The organism is Klebsiella sp. 141203 (assembly GCF_032601985.1).
Lineage (GTDB): Bacteria > Pseudomonadota > Gammaproteobacteria > Enterobacterales > Enterobacteriaceae > Klebsiella > Klebsiella aerogenes.
The window spans coordinates 266,838-290,055 of the sequence record NZ_JAQIRL010000005.1 but is presented as its reverse complement, the minus strand read 5'-3'; the positions used below and the strand labels follow the sequence as shown (position 1 = coordinate 290,055).

22 protein-coding genes are annotated in these 23,218 nt (G+C 56.9%); 7 read left to right on the top strand and 15 right to left on the bottom strand.

Annotated features, from left to right (window positions below; translation table 11 throughout):
• Nucleotides 1-61: 61 nt before the first annotated feature.
• Both ampE and ampD read right to left on the bottom strand, forming a co-directional pair.
• Nucleotides 62-916, bottom strand: a complete 855-nt coding sequence (ampE, locus tag PGR29_RS20320) for a beta-lactamase regulator AmpE (protein WP_087860876.1) — start codon at nucleotides 914-916, stop codon at nucleotides 62-64.
• Entirely contained in the window at nucleotides 913-1,476 is a 564-nt protein-coding gene (gene ampD, locus PGR29_RS20315; protein ID WP_316425197.1) for a 1,6-anhydro-N-acetylmuramyl-L-alanine amidase AmpD, read from the bottom strand. The genes ampE and ampD overlap by 4 nt, the downstream gene beginning before the upstream one ends.
• Before the next feature lie 137 nt (nucleotides 1,477-1,613).
• On the opposite strand from ampD, the gene nadC reads away from it, so the two are divergent.
• From nadC to hofC, 4 genes are all read left to right on the top strand, one after another.
• Entirely contained in the window at nucleotides 1,614-2,507 is an 894-nt protein-coding gene (gene nadC / locus PGR29_RS20310) for a carboxylating nicotinate-nucleotide diphosphorylase (protein WP_015368230.1), read from the top strand.
• 180 nt (nucleotides 2,508-2,687) lie between these two features.
• Nucleotides 2,688-3,119 carry a prepilin peptidase-dependent pilin gene (gene ppdD / locus PGR29_RS20305; RefSeq protein WP_087860878.1) on the top strand — a complete coding sequence of 144 codons (432 nt, stop codon included), beginning with the start codon at nucleotides 2,688-2,690 and terminating at the stop codon, nucleotides 3,117-3,119.
• 10 nt (nucleotides 3,120-3,129) lie between these two features.
• On the top strand, nucleotides 3,130-4,515 hold the full coding sequence (gspE, locus tag PGR29_RS20300; protein ID WP_087860879.1) for a type II secretion system protein GspE: 1,386 nt from the start codon (nucleotides 3,130-3,132) through the stop codon (nucleotides 4,513-4,515).
• Nucleotides 4,505-5,710, top strand: coding sequence for a protein transport protein HofC (gene hofC / locus PGR29_RS20295; RefSeq protein ID WP_316425196.1), 1,206 nt, complete (start codon nucleotides 4,505-4,507; stop codon nucleotides 5,708-5,710). The genes gspE and hofC overlap by 11 nt, the downstream gene beginning before the upstream one ends.
• Nucleotides 5,711-5,740: 30 nt before the next feature.
• Here the strand turns inward: hofC and PGR29_RS20290 are convergent, their stop codons facing one another.
• Entirely contained in the window at nucleotides 5,741-6,784 is a 1,044-nt protein-coding gene (locus PGR29_RS20290) for a GMP reductase (RefSeq protein ID WP_015368234.1), read from the bottom strand.
• 337 nt (nucleotides 6,785-7,121) lie between these two features.
• Between PGR29_RS20290 and coaE the strand changes: the two genes are divergently transcribed.
• The 3 genes from coaE to yacG are packed head-to-tail and all read left to right on the top strand — an operon-like array spanning nucleotide 7,122 to nucleotide 8,689.
• Nucleotides 7,122-7,742: a dephospho-CoA kinase gene (gene coaE / locus PGR29_RS20285; RefSeq protein WP_087860881.1), complete on the top strand. Its 621-nt coding sequence runs from the start codon at nucleotides 7,122-7,124 to the stop codon at nucleotides 7,740-7,742.
• Entirely contained in the window at nucleotides 7,742-8,485 is a 744-nt protein-coding gene (zapD, locus tag PGR29_RS20280) for a cell division protein ZapD (RefSeq protein ID WP_087860882.1), read from the top strand. The genes coaE and zapD overlap by 1 nt, the downstream gene beginning before the upstream one ends.
• A gap of 9 nt (nucleotides 8,486-8,494) precedes the next feature.
• Nucleotides 8,495-8,689 carry a DNA gyrase inhibitor YacG gene (gene yacG / locus PGR29_RS20275; protein WP_015368237.1) on the top strand — a complete coding sequence of 65 codons (195 nt, stop codon included), beginning with the start codon at nucleotides 8,495-8,497 and terminating at the stop codon, nucleotides 8,687-8,689.
• Nucleotides 8,690-8,756: 67 nt separating this feature from the next.
• Here the strand turns inward: yacG and mutT are convergent, their stop codons facing one another.
• The 12 genes from mutT to murD all read right to left on the bottom strand — a co-directional run bounded on the left by mutT (nucleotide 8,757) and on the right by murD (nucleotide 23,216).
• Complete coding sequence (gene mutT / locus PGR29_RS20270) at nucleotides 8,757-9,149, bottom strand: 8-oxo-dGTP diphosphatase MutT (RefSeq protein WP_213794604.1); 393 nt, start codon at nucleotides 9,147-9,149, stop codon at nucleotides 8,757-8,759.
• 60 nt (nucleotides 9,150-9,209) lie between these two features.
• Nucleotides 9,210-11,915, bottom strand: a complete 2,706-nt coding sequence (secA, locus tag PGR29_RS20265) for a preprotein translocase subunit SecA (protein ID WP_032709883.1) — start codon at nucleotides 11,913-11,915, stop codon at nucleotides 9,210-9,212.
• A 61-nt stretch (nucleotides 11,916-11,976) separates the two neighbouring features.
• Complete coding sequence (gene secM, locus PGR29_RS20260; protein ID WP_015368240.1) at nucleotides 11,977-12,474, bottom strand: secA translation cis-regulator SecM; 498 nt, start codon at nucleotides 12,472-12,474, stop codon at nucleotides 11,977-11,979.
• Nucleotides 12,475-12,796: 322 nt separating this feature from the next.
• The gene (lpxC, locus tag PGR29_RS20255; RefSeq protein ID WP_015368241.1) at nucleotides 12,797-13,714 is read right to left on the bottom strand and encodes a UDP-3-O-acyl-N-acetylglucosamine deacetylase; all 918 of its coding nucleotides are present in this window, start codon (nucleotides 13,712-13,714) and stop codon (nucleotides 12,797-12,799) included.
• 100 nt (nucleotides 13,715-13,814) lie between these two features.
• The gene (ftsZ, locus tag PGR29_RS20250) at nucleotides 13,815-14,966 is read right to left on the bottom strand and encodes a cell division protein FtsZ (RefSeq protein ID WP_004857884.1); all 1,152 of its coding nucleotides are present in this window, start codon (nucleotides 14,964-14,966) and stop codon (nucleotides 13,815-13,817) included.
• A 62-nt stretch (nucleotides 14,967-15,028) separates the two neighbouring features.
• Nucleotides 15,029-16,291, bottom strand: coding sequence for a cell division protein FtsA (gene ftsA, locus PGR29_RS20245; protein WP_002888625.1), 1,263 nt, complete (start codon nucleotides 16,289-16,291; stop codon nucleotides 15,029-15,031).
• A complete protein-coding gene (gene ftsQ / locus PGR29_RS20240; RefSeq protein ID WP_316425195.1) occupies nucleotides 16,288-17,121 on the bottom strand; it encodes a cell division protein FtsQ in 834 nt (277 codons plus the stop codon). The genes ftsA and ftsQ overlap by 4 nt, the downstream gene beginning before the upstream one ends.
• Nucleotide 17,122: 1 nt before the next feature.
• The gene (locus tag PGR29_RS20235; RefSeq protein WP_308958949.1) at nucleotides 17,123-18,043 is read right to left on the bottom strand and encodes a D-alanine--D-alanine ligase; all 921 of its coding nucleotides are present in this window, start codon (nucleotides 18,041-18,043) and stop codon (nucleotides 17,123-17,125) included.
• Nucleotides 18,036-19,511: a UDP-N-acetylmuramate--L-alanine ligase gene (murC, locus tag PGR29_RS20230; protein ID WP_020079611.1), complete on the bottom strand. Its 1,476-nt coding sequence runs from the start codon at nucleotides 19,509-19,511 to the stop codon at nucleotides 18,036-18,038. Before murC ends, PGR29_RS20235 begins: the two co-directional genes overlap by 8 nt.
• A 47-nt stretch (nucleotides 19,512-19,558) precedes the next feature.
• The gene (murG, locus tag PGR29_RS20225; protein WP_113374414.1) at nucleotides 19,559-20,629 is read right to left on the bottom strand and encodes an undecaprenyldiphospho-muramoylpentapeptide beta-N-acetylglucosaminyltransferase; all 1,071 of its coding nucleotides are present in this window, start codon (nucleotides 20,627-20,629) and stop codon (nucleotides 19,559-19,561) included.
• Nucleotides 20,626-21,900, bottom strand: coding sequence for a cell division protein FtsW (ftsW, locus tag PGR29_RS20220; RefSeq protein ID WP_015368247.1), 1,275 nt, complete (start codon nucleotides 21,898-21,900; stop codon nucleotides 20,626-20,628). The genes murG and ftsW overlap by 4 nt, the downstream gene beginning before the upstream one ends.
• On the bottom strand, nucleotides 21,900-23,216 hold the full coding sequence (gene murD / locus PGR29_RS20215) for a UDP-N-acetylmuramoyl-L-alanine--D-glutamate ligase (RefSeq protein ID WP_308959159.1): 1,317 nt from the start codon (nucleotides 23,214-23,216) through the stop codon (nucleotides 21,900-21,902). Before murD ends, ftsW begins: the two co-directional genes overlap by 1 nt.
• Nucleotides 23,217-23,218 lie beyond the last annotated feature (2 nt).

The window sequence follows — 23,218 nt, the reverse complement described above, 5'->3', positions numbered from 1 at the left end:
AAGCGCAGCGCCATCCGGCGACATGAGTGCGCCAAGCCCAGCAGCGCCTGGCTTCGGGCTGTTAAATCAAAGTCCCGTAGATGGTCAGCAGCGCCATAATTACCACCACCACCAGCGAGGTTTTCTTCGCCATGGAAACCGCCGCTTTTGGCGTCTCAACCGCATCGACGTGCGGCTCGCGGGCCAGCGAGAACTGGGCCAGACGAGTTAATACCTGATACTGCGAAGAGTGACGGTCGCCTAGCGAGGCAAACCACGCCGGCAGCGCTTTTTCGCCGTGCCCCAGCAGCGCGTATACTACGCCAACCAACCGCACCGGCACCCAATCGACAATATGCAGAATACCGTCAATGCCGGACTGTAAACGATGGCGCGGCGTCTGATAGCGCGCAAGCCAGGTCTGCCAGGCGCGCAGGACGCAATAGGCCGTCAGCGTCAATAACCCCCACGGGCCGCCGACCACCAGCCAGAACAACGGCGCCAGATAGTAGCGATAGTTAATCCATAGCAGCGCGTTTTGCAGCTCGCGAAGATACTCCTGACGATCGCAGCCCGGCGGCACGCCGTGAATAAGCGTTAGCTCGCTGGCCATCGAATCGCAGGCGTGGCTATCGTTGTTCGCCGCCGCCTTCAGATAGGCATGATAATGCAGGCGCACCTTACCCGCGCCGATACACAGCAGGCCAAGCAAAATCCAGAACACCAGCAGCGGTACGTTAAATAGCTGCCCCTGTAGCAGGCGTTGAATAACATATACCACCGCCACCGCGACGACGGTCATCAGCACGGTGCCGAACAGCGAGAAATGCTTCACGCGGCGGAACAGTACCTCCAGGCGATGATCGAGCTGCCAGTGCTCGCCAAGCTTGAACAGACGCTCGGCGATGAGAACCAGCAGCGTAGTAAACAACGTCATGGTATCTCCTTATGTGACGATGCGGCCAACATACCGCGATATTTTGCCCAATCAAAGGCCGGGCCGGGATCCGTTTTGCGTACCGGCGCGATATCGCAATGGTCGGTAATATTATCAGCAATACCAGGATAACGCTGGATAAGCGCTTGGGTAATCGCCACTAGCTGCTGGTACTGCGCCTCGGTGTAGGCCTGAGTATCCGTCCCTTCCAGCTCAATGCCGATCGAAAAATCATTGCAGCGCTCGCGGCCGTGATAGCTGGAGACGCCCGCATGCCATGCGCGCTTATCAAAGGGCACATATTGGACTATTTCGCCATCGCGGCGAATCAGACAATGCGCCGAAACGCGCAGATGAGCAATCCCGGCGAAGTAAGGATGCGCGTCGGCATCCAACGTACCGGTAAATAGCGCGTCAATCCACGGGCCGCCAAACTCCCCCGGCGGCAGGCTGATATTGTGTACCACCAGTAAAGAAGGGTTTTCATCGTCCGGGCGGCAATCGTGATGCGGCGAAGGCACCCGACGCGCGCCCACCAGCCATCCGCCATTCAACTGCATGGGGAATCTCCTTTCGCAAACGTAGATCCCGGCGGCCCCACAGGCGACGCGAAATCCATTGGGTATGTGTGGTACAGAAACGTGGTTCAGGTTAGCATGTTTCCCACTTCTGAATCTTATCTATCTGGAGCTTTATCATGACGCCTCGTCGCTACAGCCCCGACCGCCGCCGTGACGCGCTGCTGGAACGTATTAATCTCGATATTACCGACGCCGTCGCGCAATCACTACGCGAAGATCTGGGCGGCGAAGTTGACGCTAACAACGATATTAGCGCGCAACTATTGCCGTCGGACGCGCGCTCTCACGCCGTCGTTATCACCCGCGAAGATGGGGTATTCTGCGGTAAGCGTTGGGTAGAAGAAGTTTTCATTCAGCTTGCCGGCGACGATGTCAGCATCACCTGGCACGTGGCTGACGGCGATACGGTAAAAGCCGATCAGCCGCTGTTCGAACTGGACGGGCCGTCGCGGGTGCTGCTAACCGGCGAACGCACCGCGCTAAATTTCGTGCAGACCCTCTCCGGGGTAGCAAGCGAAGTGCGCCGCTACGTCGACCTGCTCAAAGGCACCAAAACGCAACTGCTTGATACGCGTAAAACGTTACCCGGCCTGCGCACCGCGTTGAAGTACGCGGTACTGTGCGGCGGCGGCGCGAACCACCGTCTGGGCCTTTTCGACGCCTTCCTGATCAAAGAAAACCACATCATTGCCTCCGGTTCGGTACGTCAGGCGGTGGAAAAAGCCTTCTGGCTGCACCCGGACGTACCGGTGGAAGTCGAAGTCGAAACGCTGGATGAACTGGACGAAGCGTTAAAAGCCGGCGCTGATATCATCATGCTCGACAATTTCACCACCGACCTGATGCGCGAGGCGGTAAAACGCACCAACGGCCAGGCGGCGCTGGAAGTCTCCGGCAACGTTACCTTCGATACCATTCGCGAATTCGCGGAAACTGGGGTTGACTATATTTCCGTCGGCGCACTCACTAAGCACGTACGGGCCCTCGACCTGTCCATGCGTTTTCGTTAATTCTCTCCCCGATATCCGCCGGGTATCGGGGCTATTTTTGCGAGACGCCTCGCACGCTTACCGTGCATCTTTGAAAGCGCTACCGAAAAGCTGGATGCCTGCATCCTAAGCGTATTTTTCCTCCTCGCCGCCGCGACGTAATCGCGCCAAAGTCACCCCACAACGAACAAGGAGTGACTTATGGATAAGCAACGTGGTTTTACCCTGATCGAATTAATGGTGGTTATCGGCATTATCGCCATCCTCAGCGCCATCGGCATCCCCGCCTACCAGAATTACCTGCGCAAAGCCGCCCTCACCGATATGCTGCAAACCTTTGTGCCCTACCGCACGGCAATAGAGCTGTGCGCGTTGGACCACGGCGGGCTATCCAGCTGCGATGGCGGCAGCAACGGTATCCCCTCACCAACGACCACCCGCTATGTATCGGCGATGAGCGTCGCCCAAGGCGTGGTCACCCTGACCGGCCAGGAGAGCCTGAACGGGCTGGCCGTCACCCTGACCCCTTCCTGGGATAACGCCAACGGTATCACCGGCTGGCAGCGCGTCTGCGCCATCAGCGATGACAGCGCGTTAAAGCAGGCCTGCGAAGATGTCTTCCGCTTTAACTGAGGTGACAGCCATGAAAACCGAACAGCTACTCTCACTCTGTCAGCGCCATCACGCGCTGTTGTTGAAGAGCGACGAGCAGACCATTGTTATCGCCGTCGTGGATGCGCCGGCGCCAGAACTGATGGAAGCGCTGCGCTTCGCTACCCAAAAGCGCATCGATATTGAATGCTGGAGCCAGGAGCGGATGGATAAGCGTCAGCATGAGGCGCAACAGTCAGCATCAAAGTCCGCCACGGGTAACACCCAGGGCGTAACCGATCTACTGAATCAAATTCTGGAGCAGGCGCTGCGCCAGCGTGCCTCTGATATCCATATTGAGCCGGCGGAAAATCAGCTGCGGATACGCCTGCGCGTCGATGGCGTGTTGCATGCCCTACCGAGACTTGAGGCCGCGCTGGCTGCGCCAATGACAGCACGGCTTAAGGTGCTGGGCAACCTTGATATTGCCGAGCATCGTCTGCCGCAGGATGGACAGTTCACTCTGACACTGGCCGGGCGCACGGTCTCCTTTCGCATTGCAACCCTCCCCTGCCGCGGCGGGGAGAAAATCGTCCTGCGTTTATTACACCAGGTGGAGCAGGCGCTGGATCTGGAAGCTCTGGGGCTCTCCTCTCGTCAGCTTGCTTTTTTCCGCGCCGCATTGAACCAGCCGCAGGGGTTGCTACTGGTCACCGGGCCTACGGGGAGTGGCAAAACCGTCACTCTGTATAGCGCGCTGCAGGCGCGAAACCGCGAAGAGGTCAATATCTGCAGCGTGGAAGATCCGCTGGAGATCCCGCTTACCGGGCTCAACCAAACGCAGATCAACCCGCGATCCGGGCTTACCTTCCAGAGCGTCCTGCGGGCGCTGCTGCGTCAGGATCCGGACATCGTCATGGTCGGAGAAATTCGCGATGCCGAAACCGCGGAAATCGCCATTAAGGCCGCACAGACCGGGCATCTGGTGCTCTCTACATTGCATACTAACTCCACCAGCGAAACGTTGATTCGCCTGCAACAAATGGGCGTAGCGCGCTGGATGATCTCCTCGGCGCTCTCGCTGGTGGTCGCCCAGCGGCTGGTGCGAAAACTGTGCCCCCACTGCCGGCGCGATGGCGGCCGCCCTACCGAGGTGCCGCACAGTCTTTGGCCACGCCCATTGCCCGGCTGGCTGGCGGTTGGCTGCCCACAGTGTTACCACGGTTACTACGGCCGCCTGGCCTTATTCGAACTGCTGCCGGTGGATAGCGCGCTGCGTCAGGCTATTAATCGCGATCTCAGCGCGGCGGAAATCGAAACGCTGGCCCGCGAAGCCGGCATGATGACGCTGTTTGAAAGCGGTTGTGAAGCGGTGGAGCGTGGATTAACCACTCTTGAAGAGATTATCCGAGTGCTGGGGATCCAGCATGGCGACTAAGCAGCTTTGGCAGTGGCGCGGGATGGATAAGCAAGGAATGCCGTGCGAGGGCGCCCTGTGGCAAGAAACGCGTGGGCAGGCGCTGGCATCACTGGAACAGCAGCGGATCCTGCCGCTGGCGCTACGGCGTAAAACGGTACAGAATTCGCTCTGGCGCCCGCGCTACAGCGGTGAGGTTATCCGCCAGCTTGCCACGCTGCTGCAGGCTGGTTTACCGCTGGCCGAAGGGCTGGAGCTGCTGGCCCAACAACAGCCGCACAAACAGTGGCAGGCGCTGCTGCGAATGCTGGCGCAGGAACTGGCGCAGGGCGTATCTCTTTCCAGCGCCCTGGCGCAATGGCCGCAGGTCTTCCCTCCGCTCTATCTGGCGATGATCCGCACCGGCGAGCTCACCGGTAAGCTGGAACGCTGCTGCTTTCAGCTCGCGCGACAGCAGCAGGAACAGCAGCGTCTGACAGAAAAGGTAAAGAAGGCGCTGCGCTATCCGTTCATTATCCTGATATTAGCGCTGACGCTGGTCGTGGCGATGCTGTTTTTCGTTCTGCCGGAATTTACCGCCATCTATCGGACCTTCAACACGCCGCTTCCTCTGCTGACGCAAATGGTCATTCACATCGGCAATGCGTTGGCCCGCTACTGGCCGTTGCTGCCGCCTCTTTTTGCTATTCCGCTATTTCTCAACCGATTGGCCCGGCGTCGGCCTCGCTGGCTGCTGTTAAGGCAAAAATTATTACACGAGATTCCGATTGCCGGTCGGCTGATCAACGGCCAGCAATTGAGCCAGATATTTACCATTCTTTCACTGACCCAAAGCGCGGGCATAAGCTTTGTCCAGGGGCTGGAGAGCGTCGAGGAAACTGTGAGCTGCCCGCTATGGCGGAAGCGGATTGCACAGGCGCGCGCAGATATCATCCACGGCAATCCAATCTGGCAGGCGCTGACGAATTGCGGCGGATTCACCTCGCTGTGCCTGCAGCTCATTCGTACCGGCGAGGCATCGGGAGCGTTGGATACGATGCTCGATAACCTGGCGCGCCATCATAGCGAGCAAACTCATCAACAGGCGGATAATCTGGCGACGCTGCTGGAGCCAATACTGCTGGTGGTGACCGGAACGATCGTCGGCGTGCTGGTGGTAGCGATGTACCTACCTGTTTTTCATCTGGGGGATGCGCTGGGCACAATGGGGAGTTAATGGCTGGCGCCAGAGCGCCAGCCAACGTCATTACAGGCTGTTGAACACGCGGTTCTCTTGTTCCTGTACGCGGATAAAGGTTGTACGTTTAGTCAGCTCTTTCAGGCGAGAAGCCCCGACATAGGTGCATGCTGAACGCAGGCCGCCGAGGATATCACGCGCGGTATTATCCACCGGGCCGCGCAGCGGCAGCTTGACGGTTTTACCTTCCGCCGCGCGGTACTTCGCGACGCCGCCGACGTGGCGTGTCATCGCCGACTCAGAGCTCATACCGTAAAACAGCATGAATTTTTCACCGTTCTCTTCAACCACGGTACCGCCGCTCTCCTCGTGGCCCGCCAGCATCCCGCCGAGCATCACGAAATCGGCGCCGCCGCCAAAAGCTTTCGCGACATCGCCCGGCATGGTGCAGCCGCCATCGCTGATGATCTGGCCGCCGAGACCGTGCGCGGCATCAGCGCACTCAATCACCGCAGACAGCTGCGGATAGCCAACGCCGGTTTTCACGCGGGTAGTACAGACGGAACCTGGGCCGATGCCGACTTTAACGATATCAGCGCCGGAAAGAATCAGTTCTTCACACATCTCACCGGTCACTACGTTGCCGGCAATAATGGTTTTTTGCGGCCAGGCGGCGCGTGCTTTCGCCACGAACTGAACAAAGTGTTCAGAGTAGCCGTTAGCCACGTCGATGCAGACAAAGTTCAGCTGTGGATTCTGGGTCAGGATCTGCTGAGTTTTTTCAAAGTCCGCGTCAGAGGTGCCGGTGGACACCATCACATGCTGCAGCACTTCTGCGGATTCGCTCTGCACAAACGCCTGCCATTCTTCAACACTGTAGTGCTTGTGCACGGCGGTCAGAATTCCAAAAGCGGACAGGGCTTTCGCCATGCTGAAGGTGCCGACGGTATCCATGTTAGCAGCAATAATCGGTACGCCGGACCAGGTCTGGCCTGAATGCTTAAAGGTGAATTCACGTTCCAGCTGAACATCAGAACGGCTTTTGAGGGTAGAGCGCTTCGGGCGGATAAGAACGTCTTTAAAACCTAGCTTCAGATCTTCTTCAATACGCATGTGCGAATTCCTGGGGTTAATTGCATTAATGTGAGAGCACAACTCCAGTGACGCTATCATACGCACGAATCATAGCCGCGCAAGACTGCGATTTTCACTTTTTTTACGCTACAATCGTTTAAATTTACCTGGTGAATAGCGAAAAACACGCTCGTGTGCTTTCCTTACCAGTGCATCATTTTTAACCAATTGATTTTCATATATAAAGAAAGTAACGATTCACATAATGGATACTTTTTCGATTTAGCAAAATCTCGATTAAGCTATCCCCGGCGCCTGACGGGCGCGGTGAATCGCCAGGGTTTTGAACAATAATGTGACATCGGGATTGAAGTGTATGGGGTATACGGTAGCGTTAACAGGCGGCATCGGTAGCGGTAAAAGTACCGTCGCCGACGAGTTTGCTCACCTGGGCGTAACCGTCATCGACGCCGATATTATTGCGCGTCAGGTTGTAGAGCCCGGTACACCTGCCCTGCTCGCCATTGCCGAAAGATTTGGTCCGCAGATGATCAACGACGATGGCAGCCTGAATCGCCGCCGCTTACGCGAACGCATTTTCGCTTATAGCGAGGACAAGGCCTGGCTTAACGCGCTGCTGCATCCGCTGATTCAGCAAGAAACGCGCCGTCAGATGCAGGCCTCAACCTCACCTTATCTCCTCTGGGTCGTACCCTTGCTGGTCGAAAACCGCCTGACCGATAAAGCCGATCGCGTACTGGTTGTCGATGTGCCGAAAGAGACGCAAATCGAGCGCACCATGCGCCGCGATGGGGTCAGTCGCGAACACGCTGAACATATTCTTGCCGCCCAGGCGACACGCGAACAGCGTCTTGCCGCAGCGGATGATGTTATTGAAAACATGGGCTCCGCGGATGCCGTCGCATCCCACGTCGCCCGCCTGCACGAAAAGTATTTAATGCTGGCATCGCAGGCCGCCTCACAGGAAAAACCGTAATGCATACCCCTGTTCTCTTCGAACACCCGCTCAATGAGAAAATGCGCACCTGGCTGCGCATTGAATTTTTATTTCAGCAGCTCTCTTCTCGCCCCACCATCGCCAGCTATGCGGACGCCCTCCATTTTTTCCGCAATACCGGCGATCTACTGGATGTGCTGGAACGCGGTGAAGTGCGTACCGATCTGCTGAAAGAGCTGGAGCGACAACAGCGGAAATTACAAACCTGGGCCGAAGTACCCGGCGTCGACCAGCAGCGTATTGAAGCCCTACGTCAGCAGCTTAAACAGTCCGGCAGCACCTTGATCTCCGCTCCGCGCATTGGCCAGTTTCTTCGTGAAGATCGGCTGATTGGCCTGGTGCGCCAGCGTCTGAGCATCCCTGGAGGCTGTTGCGGCTTTGATTTACCAACGCTGCATATCTGGCTGCATATGCCGCAAGAGTATCGTGATGAGCAGGTGGCGAGATGGTTAGCGAGCCTGACGCCGCTGATGCAGTCGCTGGAGCTGATCCTTGATTTGATTCGTAACTCCGCGCCTTTCCGTAAGCAAACCAGCCTCAATGGTTTTTATCAGGATAACGGCGACGATGCCGATCTGCTGCGCCTGCGCCTGGATCTCGCAAGCCAGCTGTATCCGCAAATTTCCGGCCATAAAAGCCGCTTTGCTATCCGTTTCCTGCCACTGGACAGCGAGCATGGCATCGTGCCGGAACGCTTTGATTTTGAACTGGCTTGTTGCTAAGGAGACACTATGTCAGAAGAGACTATCGTTAACTGCCCAACCTGCGGTAAAAACGTCGTCTGGAGCGAGCAAAGCCCGTTTCGCCCGTTTTGCTCGAAACGCTGCCAGCTTATCGATCTTGGCGAGTGGGCGGCGGAAGAGAAACGTATACCCAGTTCCGGCGACTTGTCCGACAGCGATGACTGGAGCGAGCCGCAGCAGTAACCTTCCCTATCGCTAACCCGGGACGATCCGGATTAGCGTTTCAGGCAGGCGCCGGGTTGCCCGGCGCTCAGGCAAGCGTAATAAGTTTATTGATTATCGGCTCGTTCGCCGGCGGAAATGCCTGCGGATCCAGCGCCTGCTGCGCCATCCACTGCCCCGGTTGTCCTTCTTTGCCCCACGGCTCGCCTTGCCAGTTTTCCACCAGGAAGAACCATAGCGTGATATGGCGGTCAGGGAACTGATACTCCAGTTTGTCGAACAACGCAGACGTCGTCACCGTAATCCCGACCTCTTCCTGCAGTTCACGTATCAGCGCCTGTTCCGGCGTTTCACCTGATTCTATTTTGCCGCCGGGGAATTCCAGTTTATTAGCCATATGCGCGTCTGCGGCACGCTGGGTAATAAATATTTCGCCTTGCGGATTGCGAATTATCCCGACGGCGATTTGCAGTTTTTTCATTGAATCAGCTCCATAAAAAAGGCGCAGAAATCTGCGCCCTGGTTTGCTTTTTATCAGCCCTTAGCTTAGACGGCCGTGGCACTGTTTATATTTTTTACCGGAACCGCACGGGCACGGATCGTTACGGCCAACCTTACGGTCGCCGGTCTGCTCAGCCAGCGAGGCGGCAGCCAGAGTATCGTCATCCTGATGGCTCAGCTGCTGCATCTGCGCGAGACGCTCCGCCTCTTCACGACGTTGCTGTTCCATCTCTTCGACTTCTTCCGGCATCCGCACCTGCACCTTGCTCAGGGTGCTGATGACTTCATACTTCAGCGATTCGAGCATAGCTGCGAACATTGAGAAGGATTCGCGCTTGTACTCCTGCTTCGGATCTTTCTGCGCATAGCCGCGCAGATGAATACCCTGGCGCAGGTAGTCCATCGCCGCCAGGTGCTCTTTCCACAGGGAATCCAGCGTTTGCAGCATGACGCCTTTCTCGAAGTGACGCATCATTTCGGCGCCGACCACTTCTTCTTTACGCTGGTAGGTTTCTACCGCGCTCTGCAGAATACGTTCGCGCAGGGTCTCTTCATGCAGCTCCGGCTCTTTATCCAGCCACTCTTTGATTGGCAGATCAAGGTCGAAGTCGTTTTTCAGACGTTCCTGCAGGCCTTCGATATCCCACATTTCTTCCAGCGACTGCGGCGGAATGTGCGCATCGATAGTGGCTTTGAAGACATCTTCGCGGATGCTGTTGATGGTTTCGCTCACGTCGGAGATATCCAGCAGCTCGTTACGCTGGGTGTAAATAGCGCGACGCTGATCGTTGGCGACGTCATCATATTCCAGCAGCTGTTTACGAATATCGAAGTTGCGGCTTTCCACTTTACGCTGAGCGTTGGCAATCGCTTTGGTCACCCACGGGTGCTCGATAGCTTCGCCCGGCTTCATCCCCAGTTTACGCATCATGCCGGATACGCGATCGGAGGCGAAGATACGCATCAGGGCATCTTCCATCGACAGGTAGAAGCGGGAAGAACCGGCATCACCCTGACGGCCAGCACGGCCACGTAGCTGGTTATCGATACGGCGGGATTCATGACGCTCGGTACCGATGATGTGCAGACCGCCTGCGGCCAGGACCGCATCGTGGCGCACCTGCCAGTCAGCTTTGATTTTTTCAATCTGCTCCGGCGTTGGATTTTCCAGCGCGGCGACTTCCGCCTGCCAGCTACCGCCGAGCATAATATCGGTACCACGGCCCGCCATGTTGGTGGCGATGGTGACCGCAGCCGGATAACCCGCCTGGGCGACGATATCCGCTTCACTGGCGTGGAACTTGGCGTTCAGGACGTTGTGCTTGATGCCGGCTTTCGTCAGTTCACGGGAAACCACTTCAGATTTTTCGATTGAGATAGTACCGACCAGCACCGGCTGACCGGCAGCGGTACGATCTTTAATATCCTCGATAATCGCCTGAATTTTTTCCGCTTCGGTCATGTAGACCAGATCCGCCATATCCTTACGGATCATCGGACGGTTAGTCGGAACGACAACGGTATCCAGTTTATAGATGGAGCTGAATTCAAAGGCTTCGGTATCCGCGGTACCGGTCATCCCCGCCAGCTTCTCGTACAGACGGAAGTAGTTCTGGAAGGTGATGGATGCCAGAGTCTGGTTCTCGTTCTGGATCTCCACGCCTTCTTTGGCTTCTACCGCCTGGTGCAGGCCATCGGACCAGCGACGCCCCTGCATCGTACGGCCGGTGTGTTCATCAACGATGATGACTTCGCCATCTTTCACGATGTAGTCAACGTCGCGGGTAAACAGCGCGTGGGCGCGCAGCGCGGCGGTAACGTGGTGCATCAGCATGATGTTGGTCGGAGAATACAGCGATTCGCCTTCCTCCATGATGCCTTCCTGCACCAGCAGCTCTTCGATCAGTACCAGACCGCGTTCGGTCAGGTTAACCTGGCGAGCTTTCTCATCCACGGAGAAGTGGCCTTCACCGGTAAAGGTGTCGGAGTCTTCCTTTTCCTGGCGGATCAGGTGCGGAATAATTTTGTTCACCTTGCGATACATTTCGGAGCTGTCTTCAGCCGGGCCGGAAATGATAAGCGGCGTACGCGCTTCGTCGATCAGGATGGAGTCCACCTCATCCACCAGCGCATAGTGCAGTTTACGCTGTACGCGCTCTTCCGGGCTGAACGCCATGTTATCGCGCAGATAGTCGAAGCCGTATTCGTTGTTGGTACCGTAGGTGATGTCGGCTGCGTAGGCTTCACGCTTCGCCGGCGCAGGCAGGCCTGACATATTGATGCCCACGCTCATGCCGAGGAATTCGAACAGCGGACGGTTGTTTTCGGCGTCACGCTGCGCCAGATAGTCGTTGACGGTAACGACGTGAACGCCTTTACCGGTCAGCGCGTTAAGGTAGGCCGGCAGGGTCGCGGTCAAGGTTTTACCTTCACCGGTACGCATTTCCGCGATGCAGCGGTCGTTCAGTACCATACCGCCCAGCAGCTGCACGTCGAAGTGGCGCATACCGAAGACGCGTTTACTCGCTTCGCGCACTACGGCAAAAGCTTCCGGGATCAGGCTTTCCAGGCTTTCACCTTTCTCCAGACGCGCGCGGAATTCTCCGGTTTTGGCTTTCAGCTCATCATCAGAGAGCTTTTCCATCGCCGGTTCCATACCGTTGATGATATTGACGACTTTGCGCATACGACGCAGCGTACGGTCGTTACGGCTACCGAACACTTTAGTTAACATTTTAATTAGCATAATAAAATCTCAAACGCCCCGCGGTGCGGAGTCAAAAAAATAGGATGGTCCGTGTTTATTTTCAGCTGAGACGTTGAGGCCCTGCGCGTATCCCCGCCACCTGGCTTATCCAGGCGCTGACGCGGAAGGCAGAATAAGAGGAAGGGATATACGCCGCCTGGCGGATAACCACCGGCGGTTTGCTGTCCTGGGTAAGCAGCGCGCTGAGCGTATCGAGCAGGGCCAGATGCTGGGCCTGAAGCGGCGATGATTCTTCCGCCACCGGCAAAGCCTGCGGCGCCATCGCAAACGACAGATGGCGAATGACGGTGCGAATCGCATGCTGATGCCAGTAATCGACGGTAAAGTTCGGCCGACGGTTGGCCTCCAGCAGCGCCAGCTGGGAGAAGTTAACTTTATTCGGGTTATGGTTGCTGGCCGTGGCTTTCGCCGGCGTAGTGGTTTCGTGGCTGTTGTTAAGCGCAGGCAGGCCGAGGCTAGCCGCGACCATCCCCAACAGGAGATGCGGCCAAAAATACCGTCTGCCAAACTGTCGCCAACGCGTCAGCAATCCACTCACTTTCTTTACCTTTAGTTGGTATTCCTGCGTCCTTTCAGGCGGTCCATTTTATTGGCGGTCTTCGCAGTACAGCCTGAAATCGACAGGATAAAGCAACCCAGAGAAAAATTTTGCGCCCAAATACTAACATTAATACCGCGCCGAGACAGCAGGAATGAACGCTAATGCTGCGGGAAAACGCTTAATAAAGCAGCGAACGCGCACAGGTTATTGCCAGCGAAACACAGTCAAAAGCGGTTTGGGGAGGCTAAAAAGAAAAACGACTGGTTCCCTGGACGGAGAGAGTACCAGGTTACCAGTCGAATTTACTGAATGGTCAGGCTTACGCCAGAACCATTGACGGTGCGCGGAATGCCAGCGGCAGTTTTGCGTCGTCTTCGAAGGTCACATACTCCCAGGCTTCCTGTTTTGCCAGAACAGCCTGCAGCAGTTTGTTATTTAACGCGTGACCGGATTTGAACGCCGTGAATGCGCCGATAATGTTGTGACCACACATAAACAGGTCACCGATCGCATCCAGCATTTTGTGGCGAACAAATTCATCTTCAAAGCGCAGACCGTCTTCGTTCAGTACGCGATAATCGTCAACAACGATGGCACAATCGAAGCTGCCGCCCAGGCACAGGCCACGGGACTGCAGATATTCGATATCACGCATGAAACCGAAAGTACGAGCACGGCTAATCTGACGCATGAACGCATCGGCCGAGAAGTTCAGCGCATAGCGTTGGGTGCTGGAGTCGATCGCCGGATGGTTAAAGTCGATGGTAAAGTCCAACGAAAAACCATTGTACGGCTTAAACTCAGCCCATTTGTCGCCATCTTCAACGCGAACCGTCTCTTTGATACGCACAAATTTCTTGGCGCTGTTCAGTTCATCGATGCCGGCATCCAGCAACAGATAAACGAACGGAGCGGCGCTACCGTCCATAATCGGGATTTCCGGCGCATCGACTTCAACAATAATGTTGTCGATACCCAGGCCAGCCAGTGCGGCATTTAAGTGCTCGACTGTAGAAATCCGCACGTCATGCTCGTTCACCAGGCAAGTACAGAGCATGGTATCACGCACAGATTTGGCATCAGCCGGAAAATCAACCGGTGGATTCAAGTCGGTGCGACGATAGATGACCCCGGTATTTGCCGGCGCAGGGCGTAAAGTCAGCGTGACTTTCTTGCCGGTATGCAAACCGACACCAGTCGCCTGAACAATACGTTTAAGAGTCCTTTGTTTGATCATCGTATAATCTCGCCAAGTTACCTATCCAACCGAAGTGTACTATACATTCGGCAGGGCAGTTTAGCACAAAGAGCGCAGATGCCCAACTTCCAGCCAATTCTTAATCAGCTTGCTTACGCAGGAAAGCTGGAATATCCAGATAATCCGGCTCTTTCGCGGTTTGCGGCGTATTGTCGTTCACCACTTTGGCCACCGGTTTCTGCTCTTGAGTCAATGGAGCCATACCGTGCTGCTGGTAGCGATCCATTACCGGCTGCTGTACCTGTTTGTTGGTCACCAGGGTAATTTCCGGACGCTTGTCCATACCGATACCGGTGGCAACAACGGTTACACGCAGTTCGTCGTTCATATCCGGGTCCAGAGAGGTACCGATAACCACGGTCGCGTTATCCGAAGCAAAGGCGCGGATAGTGTTACCAACGGTCTCGAACTCATCCAGACGCAGGTCGAAGCCAGCGGTGATATTGACCAGTACGCCGCGCGCGCCGGACAGATCGATATCTTCCAGCAGCGGAGAAGAGATAGCCATTTCAGCCGCTTCTTCCGCACGGTCTTCACCGCTCGCCACGCCGGAGCCCATCATCGCGTAGCCCATTTCCGACATCACGGTACGGACGTCCGCGAAGTCGACGTTCATCAGACCCGGACGGGTAATCAGTTCGGCAATACCCTGCACCGCGCCTTTCAGTACGTCGTTCGCCGCGCCGAAAGCGTCGAGCAGAGAGATACCGCGGCCCAGTACTTTCAGCAGCTTGTCGTTCGGGATGGTGATCAGTGAGTCAACGTGCTTGGACAGCTCGGTGATCCCCTGCTCAGCAAACGCCATGCGCTTCTTGCCTTCGAAATTAAATGGCTTAGTGACGACCGCAACGGTCAGGATACCCAGATCCTTCGCCACTTCCGCGACCACTGGCGCCGCACCGGTACCGGTACCGCCGCCCATACCCGCCGCGATAAAGACCATGTCCGCGCCATCAAGCGCAGCGCGCAGCGCTTCACGGTCTTCGTCAGCCGCATTACGGCCAACTTCCGGGTTCGCGCCTGCACCCAGACCTTTGGTAATACCGCTACCGATCTGGATAGTCTGGCCAACAGCCGTTTTACGCAGCGCCTGCGCATCGGTGTTCACCGCGAAGAATTCAACACCCTCAATGCGCTCGCGCACCATGTGTTCAACGGCATTACCGCCGCCGCCACCGACGCCGATGACTTTAATCACCGCGTCGTTGGTCAGTTCCATAGGTTCAAACATAGTTTCTCTCCGTCTTGTGCCTGTCGCCTGAGAACGCTAATTGTCTGCGTTCTCTTAAAAAATTAAAACTCTTTTCGCAGCCAGCTGTTGAGTCGCTTAATCCACGAGCCCACTGACGCCGTCACGCGTTTTTCTACTTCTGCTTCACCACTGAGATGTGACTCTTTTCCGTAGTGCAGCAGCCCAACCGCCGTCGAATAGTACGGCTCCTGAGCGTAATCCGTTAAACCGGTGATGTTCAGCGGCGCGCCAATGCGCACCTGCGTATGGAACACGCGCTGCGCGCAGGCCGCCAGGCCTTCAATTTGCGCGGCGCCGCCGGTTAATACAATCCCCGCCGCCAGATGGTGTTTGACCCCTTGCTGACGGAGCTGTTCCTGCAGTTGCAGGATTTCTTCGTTAACCAGATTGAGCAGTTCGGTATAACGCGGTTCAATCACCTCTGCCAGCGTCTGACGCTGCAGGCTGCGCGGCGGACGTCCGCCTACGCTCGGTACTTCCACGTTTTCGTCTTTACCGACGATTGAACCTAATGCGCAACCGTGACGAACCTTGATGGCTTCGGCGTCGCTCGGCGGCGTACCGAAGGCATAGGCGATGTCGCTGGTCACCACGTTGCCCGCGTAAGGGATCACTTTGGTGTGACGCAGCGCGCCGCCGGTATACACGGCGATATCCATTGTACCACCGCCGATGTCCACTACGCAGACACCCAGCTCACGTTCGTCTTCCGTTAATACGGAATAACTGGCCGCTAAACCGGCGAAAATAAGTTGGTCAACTTTCAGACCACAACGTTCAACCGCTTTAACAATGTTTTTCGCCATATCGTTATGGCAGGTAATCAGATGTACCTTCGCTTGCATACGCACGCCGGATAACCCTACCGGGTTTTTAATACCTTCCTGGTAGTCGATGGCGTATTCCTGCGGGATGACGTGCAGTACGCGATGTTCGTCGCGTACGCGTACCGATTTCGCGGTATGAACGACGTTTTCCACGTCATCCTGCGTCACCTCTTCTTCGGAGATAGGCACCATGCCAATCTCATTTTGACAGCTAATATGCTTACCTGAAAGCGCCAGATACACTGATGAGATCTGGCAATCGGCCATCAGTTCAGCCTGGTCGATAGCGCGCTGTACGCATTTCACTACCGACTCGAGGTCATTCACCCCGCCTTTATCCATGCCGCGCGATGGGCAACTGCCCACGCCAATGATATTAATCATACCGTCGGGCAGAACTTCCCCTACTAAAGCGGCAACCTTCGCGGTGCCAATCTCCAGTCCAACTACCAGTTTTCTGTCCGTCGCCTTGATCATCGTTGTTCTGCCTGTGCCTGATTCTGTTGTTGATTATTTTCCTCTACGGGAGCAGGTACCCAACCTACCGCCGCACCCGAGTCATAGCGCAAATCAACGTAGCTTATCCGTTTGCCGTCGGTCTGTGCCTGCTGCTGAAGAACCGGGTAGAGTTCCATAAAGCGCTGAAGCCGTTTCATGGTGTCGCCGCGGCCAAGGTTGAGCTTAATATCGTTATTAAGCGTCAACTGCCAGGAGCGACGCGCGGTCATTGCCGCCACTTTCAACGTGAACTTATCCTTTGCCACCACCTGCCCCATGTTGCGGTATCCCTGTAGCACTTCATTTTCGCTGCCTTCAGGGCCGTATAACATCGGTAAGTTCTGTTTGCTGGTGCGATCCGCCGGCACGCTGAAAGAATTTCCTTCCACGTCTACCATATGTTGATCATTCCAGCGCGCAATCGGCACATATTCAACCAGATGAATCTTCAATTCATCGGGCCACTGTTTTCTTACGCTCGCCTGTTTAATCCACGGCAGGCGCTCAATTTGGCTCTGGATGATATTGACATCCTGAGTCATAAAGGTGCCCGGCGAGCCCAACGCCAAAATCGCCTGACGGATATCATCGTTACGCGTGTAGTGACGTTCGCCGGTGACGACCATTTTCGACAACGGCAGACGCTGCGCATCTTCCATCCAACCAAGAACCATCCATCCGCTGACCAACACGGTACACAACACCGCCAGCAGGAAAACGATCCCTGCCAGCCGGGTTCCATTATTCCGACGCGAAGAAGCAATCGATTCTTCTTCCTGGTTCCGCGTATTCAGCGCCGCCTGCGACATATCACCCCGCCAGGTCCAGAATTCGTACAACAAGCTGCGAGAAGCTCATCCCCGCCTGGCGGGCCGCCATCGGCACCAGACTATGACTAGTCATGCCCGGTGAGGTGTTCGCTTCCAGCAGATAAAACTGGCCATCGCTGTCCAGCATCACGTCAATACGTCCCCATCCTTTGCAACCCAGAACATTCCAGGCTTTAAGCACCAGGCTCTGGATTTCTGTCTCGCGGGCGGGTTCCTCAAAACCAGGGCAGAAATATTGCGTCTCATCAGAGAGATACTTCGCCTCATAATCATAGAAGGTTCCAGCCGCCTGGATACGAATTGACGGTAAAATTTCTTCACCGACGATAGCGACGGTAAATTCCGGGCCACTGAGCCATTTCTCAATCAGAACTTCATCATCATGCTGAAAAGCCAGCGCCAATGCATCCTGCATTGCACAACTTTCGCTAACTTTCGACATGCCGACGCTGGACCCTTCGCGGCTCGGCTTGATGATAACCGGCAGCCCCAGCGCCGCAATCTGCTCAGAAACGCCAGCAGAAAGTCCTGCGTTGAACTGGGCACGAGTCAATGCAACCCACGGCGCGACCGGTAATCCCGCCCCCTGCCACAGTAATTTGCTGCGCAGTTTATCCATCGAAATAGCGGAAGCCATTACGCCGCTGCCGGTGTACGGCAGTTGAATGAGTTCCAGAAGGCCTTGCAGCGTGCCATCTTCGCCGCCGCGCCCGTGCAGGGCAATAAACGCTTTCTGAAAGCCCATGCTTTTCAACTGGGTGATATCAACGTCGCGCGGATCGACCGGGTGGGCATCCACCCCGCCTTCACGCAGTCCGGCCAACACCGCCGCGCCTGAGTTCAGCGAGACTTCACGTTCAGCGGAGGTTCCGCCGAAGAGAACCGCGATTTTATCAGCCATGTCGGTCCTCCTCCGTTTTTTGCGGTACCAGTTTGATTTCAGCCAGGTGACGTGCGATTTTTCCTATGTTACCGGCGCCCTGCACCAGCACCAGATCGTCGCCGGTCAATACCGACGCCAGCATCTCCGCGGCCTGCGCCGGATCGGAAACCAGAATCGGGTCAACTTTGCCGCGACCGCGGATCGTACGGCACAGCGAGCGGCTATCGGCGCCAGGGATCGGCGCTTCGCCCGCCGGATACACATCCAGCATCAGCAGCGCATCAACCTGGGTCAGCACGTTGGCGAAATCATCGTACAGATCGCGAGTACGGGTATAACGGTGCGGCTGGAATACCATCACCAGATTTTTATCCGGCCAGCCGGCACGCGCCGCTTTGATGGTAGCGTCAACTTCCGTCGGGTGATGACCGTAATCGTCGATTAGCATCGCGCTACCGCTCTTGCCGTTGACTTCCGCCAGCGGATATTCGCCAAGGAAGTCGAAGCGGCGGCCGGTGCCCTGGAAACTTTCCAGCGCGCGCAGAATCGCCTCATCTTCAATGCCTTCTTCCGTCGCGACGGCAACGGCCGCGGCAGCGTTGAGCGCGTTATGGCGACCCGGCGCGTTCAGCGTCACCTGCATGACCTCTTTATCCTGGCGTACCAGGCGGAAATGGCCCTGCGCGCCGACCTGGCGATACTCTTCAATGCGTACGTCGGCGTCATCGCTAAAACCGTAGGTGGTGATTTGGCGGCCAACGCGCGGCAGCAGTTCACGAATCACCGGGTCATCCACGCACATCACCGCACGCCCGTAGAACGGCAGGTTGTGCAGGAAGTTAATAAAGGTCTGCTTCAGGTTCTCGAAGTCGCCATGGTAAGTATCCATATGGTCAGCTTCGATGTTGGTCACAATGGCGACCATCGGCTGCAGATGCAGGAACGACGCATCGCTCTCATCCGCTTCCGCAATCAGATAGCGGCTATGGCCAAGACGAGCATGCACGCCCGCCGCCTTCACCAGCCCGCCGTTGACGAAGGTCGGATCGAGGCCGGCCTCGGCGTAAATGCTGGATACCATCGCGGTGGTCGTGGTTTTGCCGTGCGTACCGGCAATCGCAATCCCGTGACGGAAACGCATGAGTTCCGCCAGCATTTCCGCGCGGCGGATCACCGGAATGCGGGCTTCGTGCGCGGCGACGATTTCCGGGTTATCCGCGGAGATCGCGCTGGACACCACGACAACGCTGGCATCGCGCACGTTTTCCGGGCGATGGTTGAAATAAATGGTGGCGCCAAGCTGCGACAATTGCTGAGTCACCGGATTCGGCGCGAGATCGGAGCCGCTAATCTGGTAGCCTTCATTCGCCAACACTTCGGCAATACCGCCCATACCGGCACCGCCGATGCCGACAAAGTGAATGTGCCGAACGCGACGCATCTCGGGCACTATGGAACGCAGTTTTGCCAAATCTTGTGTATTCATTCTTTACGCCATCAACTTCTTTATTCGGGCGGTGAAAATCACCGCGATTAGCGCGCCAAAGCTACGGCGCTGACCTCTTCCGCTACCCGCTCGGTAGCATCCGGAATCGAAGCGCCACGCGCTCGTTCCGCCATATCCATCAGGGTTTCCCGATCCCAACCGGCCAGGGTGGCCGCCACGGCATCCGCCGTGAACTCGGGTTGTTCGAGAATTTTCGCTGCGCCGGCTTTTTCCAGCGGCAGCGCATTCCAGTACTGCTGACGATCTTTGTGCTGGAACGGGACGAACAACGCCGGTAAACCTGCGGCGGCAATTTCGCTGACCGTCAGCGCGCCGGAACGACAAACAACCACATCGGCCCAGGCATAGGCTGCCGCCATATCATCAATAAACTCAGTCACTTTATGCTGCGGCTGACCGGCGGCGGCGTACGCCTGGCGCACGGTATCCATGCCGCCTTTCCCGCTCTGATGCCAGATAGTCACCGTATCGCCGAGCTTCGCGGCCACCTGCGGCATAGTCTGGTTCAGTACGCGCGCGCCCTGAGAGCCGCCGACCACCAGCACGCGAATCGGCCCCTGCCGCCCCACCAGACGCTGTCCCGGCAGCGGTAGTGCGAGAACGTCAGTACGCACCGGATTCCCGACGACATCTGCGTGCGGGAAGGCGCCGGGAAACGCCTGCATCACTTTCTTCGCAATCTTCGCCAGCCATTTATTGGTCAGGCCGGCAATCCCGTTTTGTTCATGCAGCACCACAGGGATCCCGAGCGACCATGCCGCCAGACCGCCAGGCCCGGAAACATAACCGCCCATGCCCAGCACCACATCCGGCTGGAAACGCTTCATGATCGTCCGCGCCTGTCGCCAGGCGTTGAAGATCCGCACCGGCGCTAACAATTGCGCTTTTATCCCTTTGCCACGCAGGCCGGAGATGCGAATAAAATCGATATCAATGCCGTGTTTCGGCACTAAATCCGCTTCCATACGATCGGCGGTGCCCAGCCAGCGAACCTGCCAGCCCTGGTCCATTAAATGGTGCGCGACCGCCAGCCCCGGGAACACGTGTCCGCCAGTGCCGCCCGCCATCACCATTAACCGCTTTTCCTGACCGCTCATCGAACACCCCGTGTAAACGCCTGCGCTTTCTCGAGGCGCGTTTCATAATCTATTCGCAATAAAAACATAATGGCCGTCGACATAATCAGCAGACTGGAACCACCATAACTAATCAATGGCAGGGTCAGACCTTTGGTCGGCAGCATTCCCGCCGCCGCCCCGACGTTAACCAACGCCTGGAAGCTAAACCACACGCCGATAGCACAGGCCAAAAAGCCGGAGAAGCGGTGGTCAATCTCCAGCGCTTTACGGCCAATCGACATGGCGCGAAAGGCGACGAAGAATACCATTAAAAGCGCGAGTACCACACCGATATAACCGAGTTCTTCGCCGATAATCGCGAAGATGAAGTCGGTATGCGCTTCCGGCAAATACTCCAGTTTCTGTACCGAGTTGCCGAGACCCTGTCCCCACATCTCGCCGCGGCCAAAGGCCATCAGCGACTGGGTCAGCTGATAGCCGCTGCCAAACGGGTCTTCCCACGGGTTCCAGAAGGAGGTGACACGGCGAATACGATACGGTTCGGCGAGGATCAGCAGCACCACCGCCGAGATCCCCATGCCGATAATGGCGATGAACTGCCAGAGTTTCGCGCCGGCCAGGAACAACATCGCCAGCGTGGTCACGAACAGTACGACTACCGTACCGAGGTCAGGCTGCGCCAGCAGCAAAATCGCCAGTACGAAAATCACGCCCATCGGTTTTAAGAAGCCGCGCAGGTTGTTACGCACCTCATCCGCTTTACGCACCAGATAGTTGGCGATGTAGCAGAACAGCGATAGCTTGGTAAACTCCGCCGGCTGAATACGCAGCGGCCCGAGCGCGATCCAACGCGAGGCGCCGTTAACCGAACTCCCCACCACCAGGACGATTAGCAGCATCACAATCGAGGCGATCAGCATTGCGGTGCTGTGGCGCTGCCAGAACTCCATCGGTAGACGGAGCGTAATCATCGCCAGCGCGAAGGCCAGTACAATGTACAGCCCATCACGCTTAGCAAACAGGAACGGATCGTTCGCCAGACGCTGTCCGACCGGCATCGATGCCGAAGTCACCATGATAAAACCGATCGCCGCCAGGCCGAAGGTCAGCCACAACAGCATCCGGTCATACATGACCAGGCTATCGTTATCTTTCGGGCGCGAGCCCATCACCCAACCTTTCAGCGCGGCGAAGAGCCAGGCAAAAATAAACATCCCCGGCAGTCGCGGCAGCTTCAACCGGGGCAAGCCCAGCTGTGGCATTTTCAGGCGTGGGAGAGAGAAACGCATCAACCTAACTCCTTCGCCAGACGGGTAAAGATATCGCCCCGTTGTTCAAAGTTTTTAAACTGGTCCAGGCTCGCGCAGGCTGGCGACAGTAAGACCATATCGCCTGATTTGACCTGCGAAGCGATCTGCCGCATCGCCTGTTCCATGGTTTCGGTTTGTACCGCAATTTCCGGACGCAGCGCCGCCAGTTGAGCGCCGTCGCGGCCGAAGCAGTACAGACGAACGTTCTCGCCGCCAAGATAGCGTTTCAGCGGCGTAAAGTCGGCGGATTTACCGTCGCCGCCCAACAGCAGATACAGCGTGCCGTCGAGATGCAGGCCGTTCAGCGCCGCCTCGGTACTGCCGACGTTGGTCGCCTTGGAGTCATTGATCCAACGCACGCCGTTATGCTCCAGCGCCAGCTGGAAACGGTGCGCCAGGCCGGTGAAGGTGGTGAGCGCCTTCAGGCTACTGGCGCGCGGTAAGCCCGCGGCATCCGCCAGCGCCAGCGCCGCCAGGGCATTGCTGTAGTTGTGCTGGCCGCTGATGGTCATTTCTTTCACGTTCAGCACTTTCTCACCCTTCACCCGCAGCCAGGTTTCGCCCTGCTGGCGATTAAGGTGATAGTCGCCAACATCGACGCCGAAGCTGACGCAGCGTTCGTCAGCGCCGCGTACCGGCATGGTCAGCGCGTCATCGGCATTCACCACGCAGGTTTTAGCATTTTCATAGACCCGCAGCTTCGCCGCGCGGTACTGCTGCAGCCCCAGCGGATAGCGGTCCATATGATCCTCAGTCACGTTGAGGATGGTGGCCGCGACGGCTTTCAAACTGGAGGTGGTCTCCAGCTGGAAACTGGAAAGTTCAAGCACGTACAGTTCACGCGCCGGATCCAGCAGCATCAGCGCCGGCAGGCCGATATTGCCGCCAACGCCGACGTTCACACCCGCCGCCTTCGCCATCTCGCCCACCAGGGTAGTGACGGTGCTTTTTCCGTTAGAGCCGGTAATGGCGATAATCGGCGCCTGCGCCTCGCGGCAAAACAGCTCGATATCACCGACGATTTCCACGCCAGCGTCGGCCGCCGCGCTCAGTGAAGGGTGCGCCAGAGCAATCCCCGGGCTTGCGACAATCAGATCCGCCGCCAGCAGCCAGTCGTCGTTAAGGCCGCCAACGTGGCGCTCAACGGCTTCCGGTAGCTTCTCAAGCCCGGCAGGGGCGACGCGGGTATCCATCACGCGCGGGGTTACGCCGCGCGCCATGAAAAAGTCCACGCATGACAGGCCGGTCATGCCCAGCCCAATAATGACGACTTTTTTACCCTGATAATCTGCCATGA

Excerpts from the sequence above, each read along its gene's own strand:
- ampE (WP_087860876.1), bottom strand. The coding sequence starts at position 916 with ATGACGTTGTTTACTACGCTGCTGGTTCTCATCGCCGAGCGTCTGTTC.
- ampD (WP_316425197.1), bottom strand. The coding sequence starts at position 1,476 with ATGCAGTTGAATGGCGGATGGCTGGTGGGCGCGCGTCGGGTGCCTTCG.
- nadC (WP_015368230.1), top strand. The coding sequence starts at position 1,614 with ATGACGCCTCGTCGCTACAGCCCCGACCGCCGCCGTGACGCGCTGCTG.
- ppdD (WP_087860878.1), top strand. The coding sequence starts at position 2,688 with ATGGATAAGCAACGTGGTTTTACCCTGATCGAATTAATGGTGGTTATC.
- gspE (WP_087860879.1), top strand. The coding sequence starts at position 3,130 with ATGAAAACCGAACAGCTACTCTCACTCTGTCAGCGCCATCACGCGCTG.
- hofC (WP_316425196.1), top strand. The coding sequence starts at position 4,505 with ATGGCGACTAAGCAGCTTTGGCAGTGGCGCGGGATGGATAAGCAAGGA.
- PGR29_RS20290 (WP_015368234.1), bottom strand. The coding sequence starts at position 6,784 with ATGCGTATTGAAGAAGATCTGAAGCTAGGTTTTAAAGACGTTCTTATC.
- coaE (WP_087860881.1), top strand. The coding sequence starts at position 7,122 with ATGGGGTATACGGTAGCGTTAACAGGCGGCATCGGTAGCGGTAAAAGT.
- zapD (WP_087860882.1), top strand. The coding sequence starts at position 7,742 with ATGCATACCCCTGTTCTCTTCGAACACCCGCTCAATGAGAAAATGCGC.
- yacG (WP_015368237.1), top strand. The coding sequence starts at position 8,495 with ATGTCAGAAGAGACTATCGTTAACTGCCCAACCTGCGGTAAAAACGTC.
- mutT (WP_213794604.1), bottom strand. The coding sequence starts at position 9,149 with ATGAAAAAACTGCAAATCGCCGTCGGGATAATTCGCAATCCGCAAGGC.
- secA (WP_032709883.1), bottom strand. The coding sequence starts at position 11,915 with ATGCTAATTAAAATGTTAACTAAAGTGTTCGGTAGCCGTAACGACCGT.
- lpxC (WP_015368241.1), bottom strand. The coding sequence starts at position 13,714 with ATGATCAAACAAAGGACTCTTAAACGTATTGTTCAGGCGACTGGTGTC.
- ftsZ (WP_004857884.1), bottom strand. The coding sequence starts at position 14,966 with ATGTTTGAACCTATGGAACTGACCAACGACGCGGTGATTAAAGTCATC.
- ftsA (WP_002888625.1), bottom strand. The coding sequence starts at position 16,291 with ATGATCAAGGCGACGGACAGAAAACTGGTAGTTGGACTGGAGATTGGC.
- ftsQ (WP_316425195.1), bottom strand. The coding sequence starts at position 17,121 with ATGTCGCAGGCGGCGCTGAATACGCGGAACCAGGAAGAAGAATCGATT.
- PGR29_RS20235 (WP_308958949.1), bottom strand. The coding sequence starts at position 18,043 with ATGGCTGATAAAATCGCGGTTCTCTTCGGCGGAACCTCCGCTGAACGT.
- murC (WP_020079611.1), bottom strand. The coding sequence starts at position 19,511 with ATGAATACACAAGATTTGGCAAAACTGCGTTCCATAGTGCCCGAGATG.
- murG (WP_113374414.1), bottom strand. The coding sequence starts at position 20,629 with ATGAGCGGTCAGGAAAAGCGGTTAATGGTGATGGCGGGCGGCACTGGC.
- ftsW (WP_015368247.1), bottom strand. The coding sequence starts at position 21,900 with ATGCGTTTCTCTCTCCCACGCCTGAAAATGCCACAGCTGGGCTTGCCC.
- murD (WP_308959159.1), bottom strand. The coding sequence starts at position 23,216 with ATGGCAGATTATCAGGGTAAAAAAGTCGTCATTATTGGGCTGGGCATG.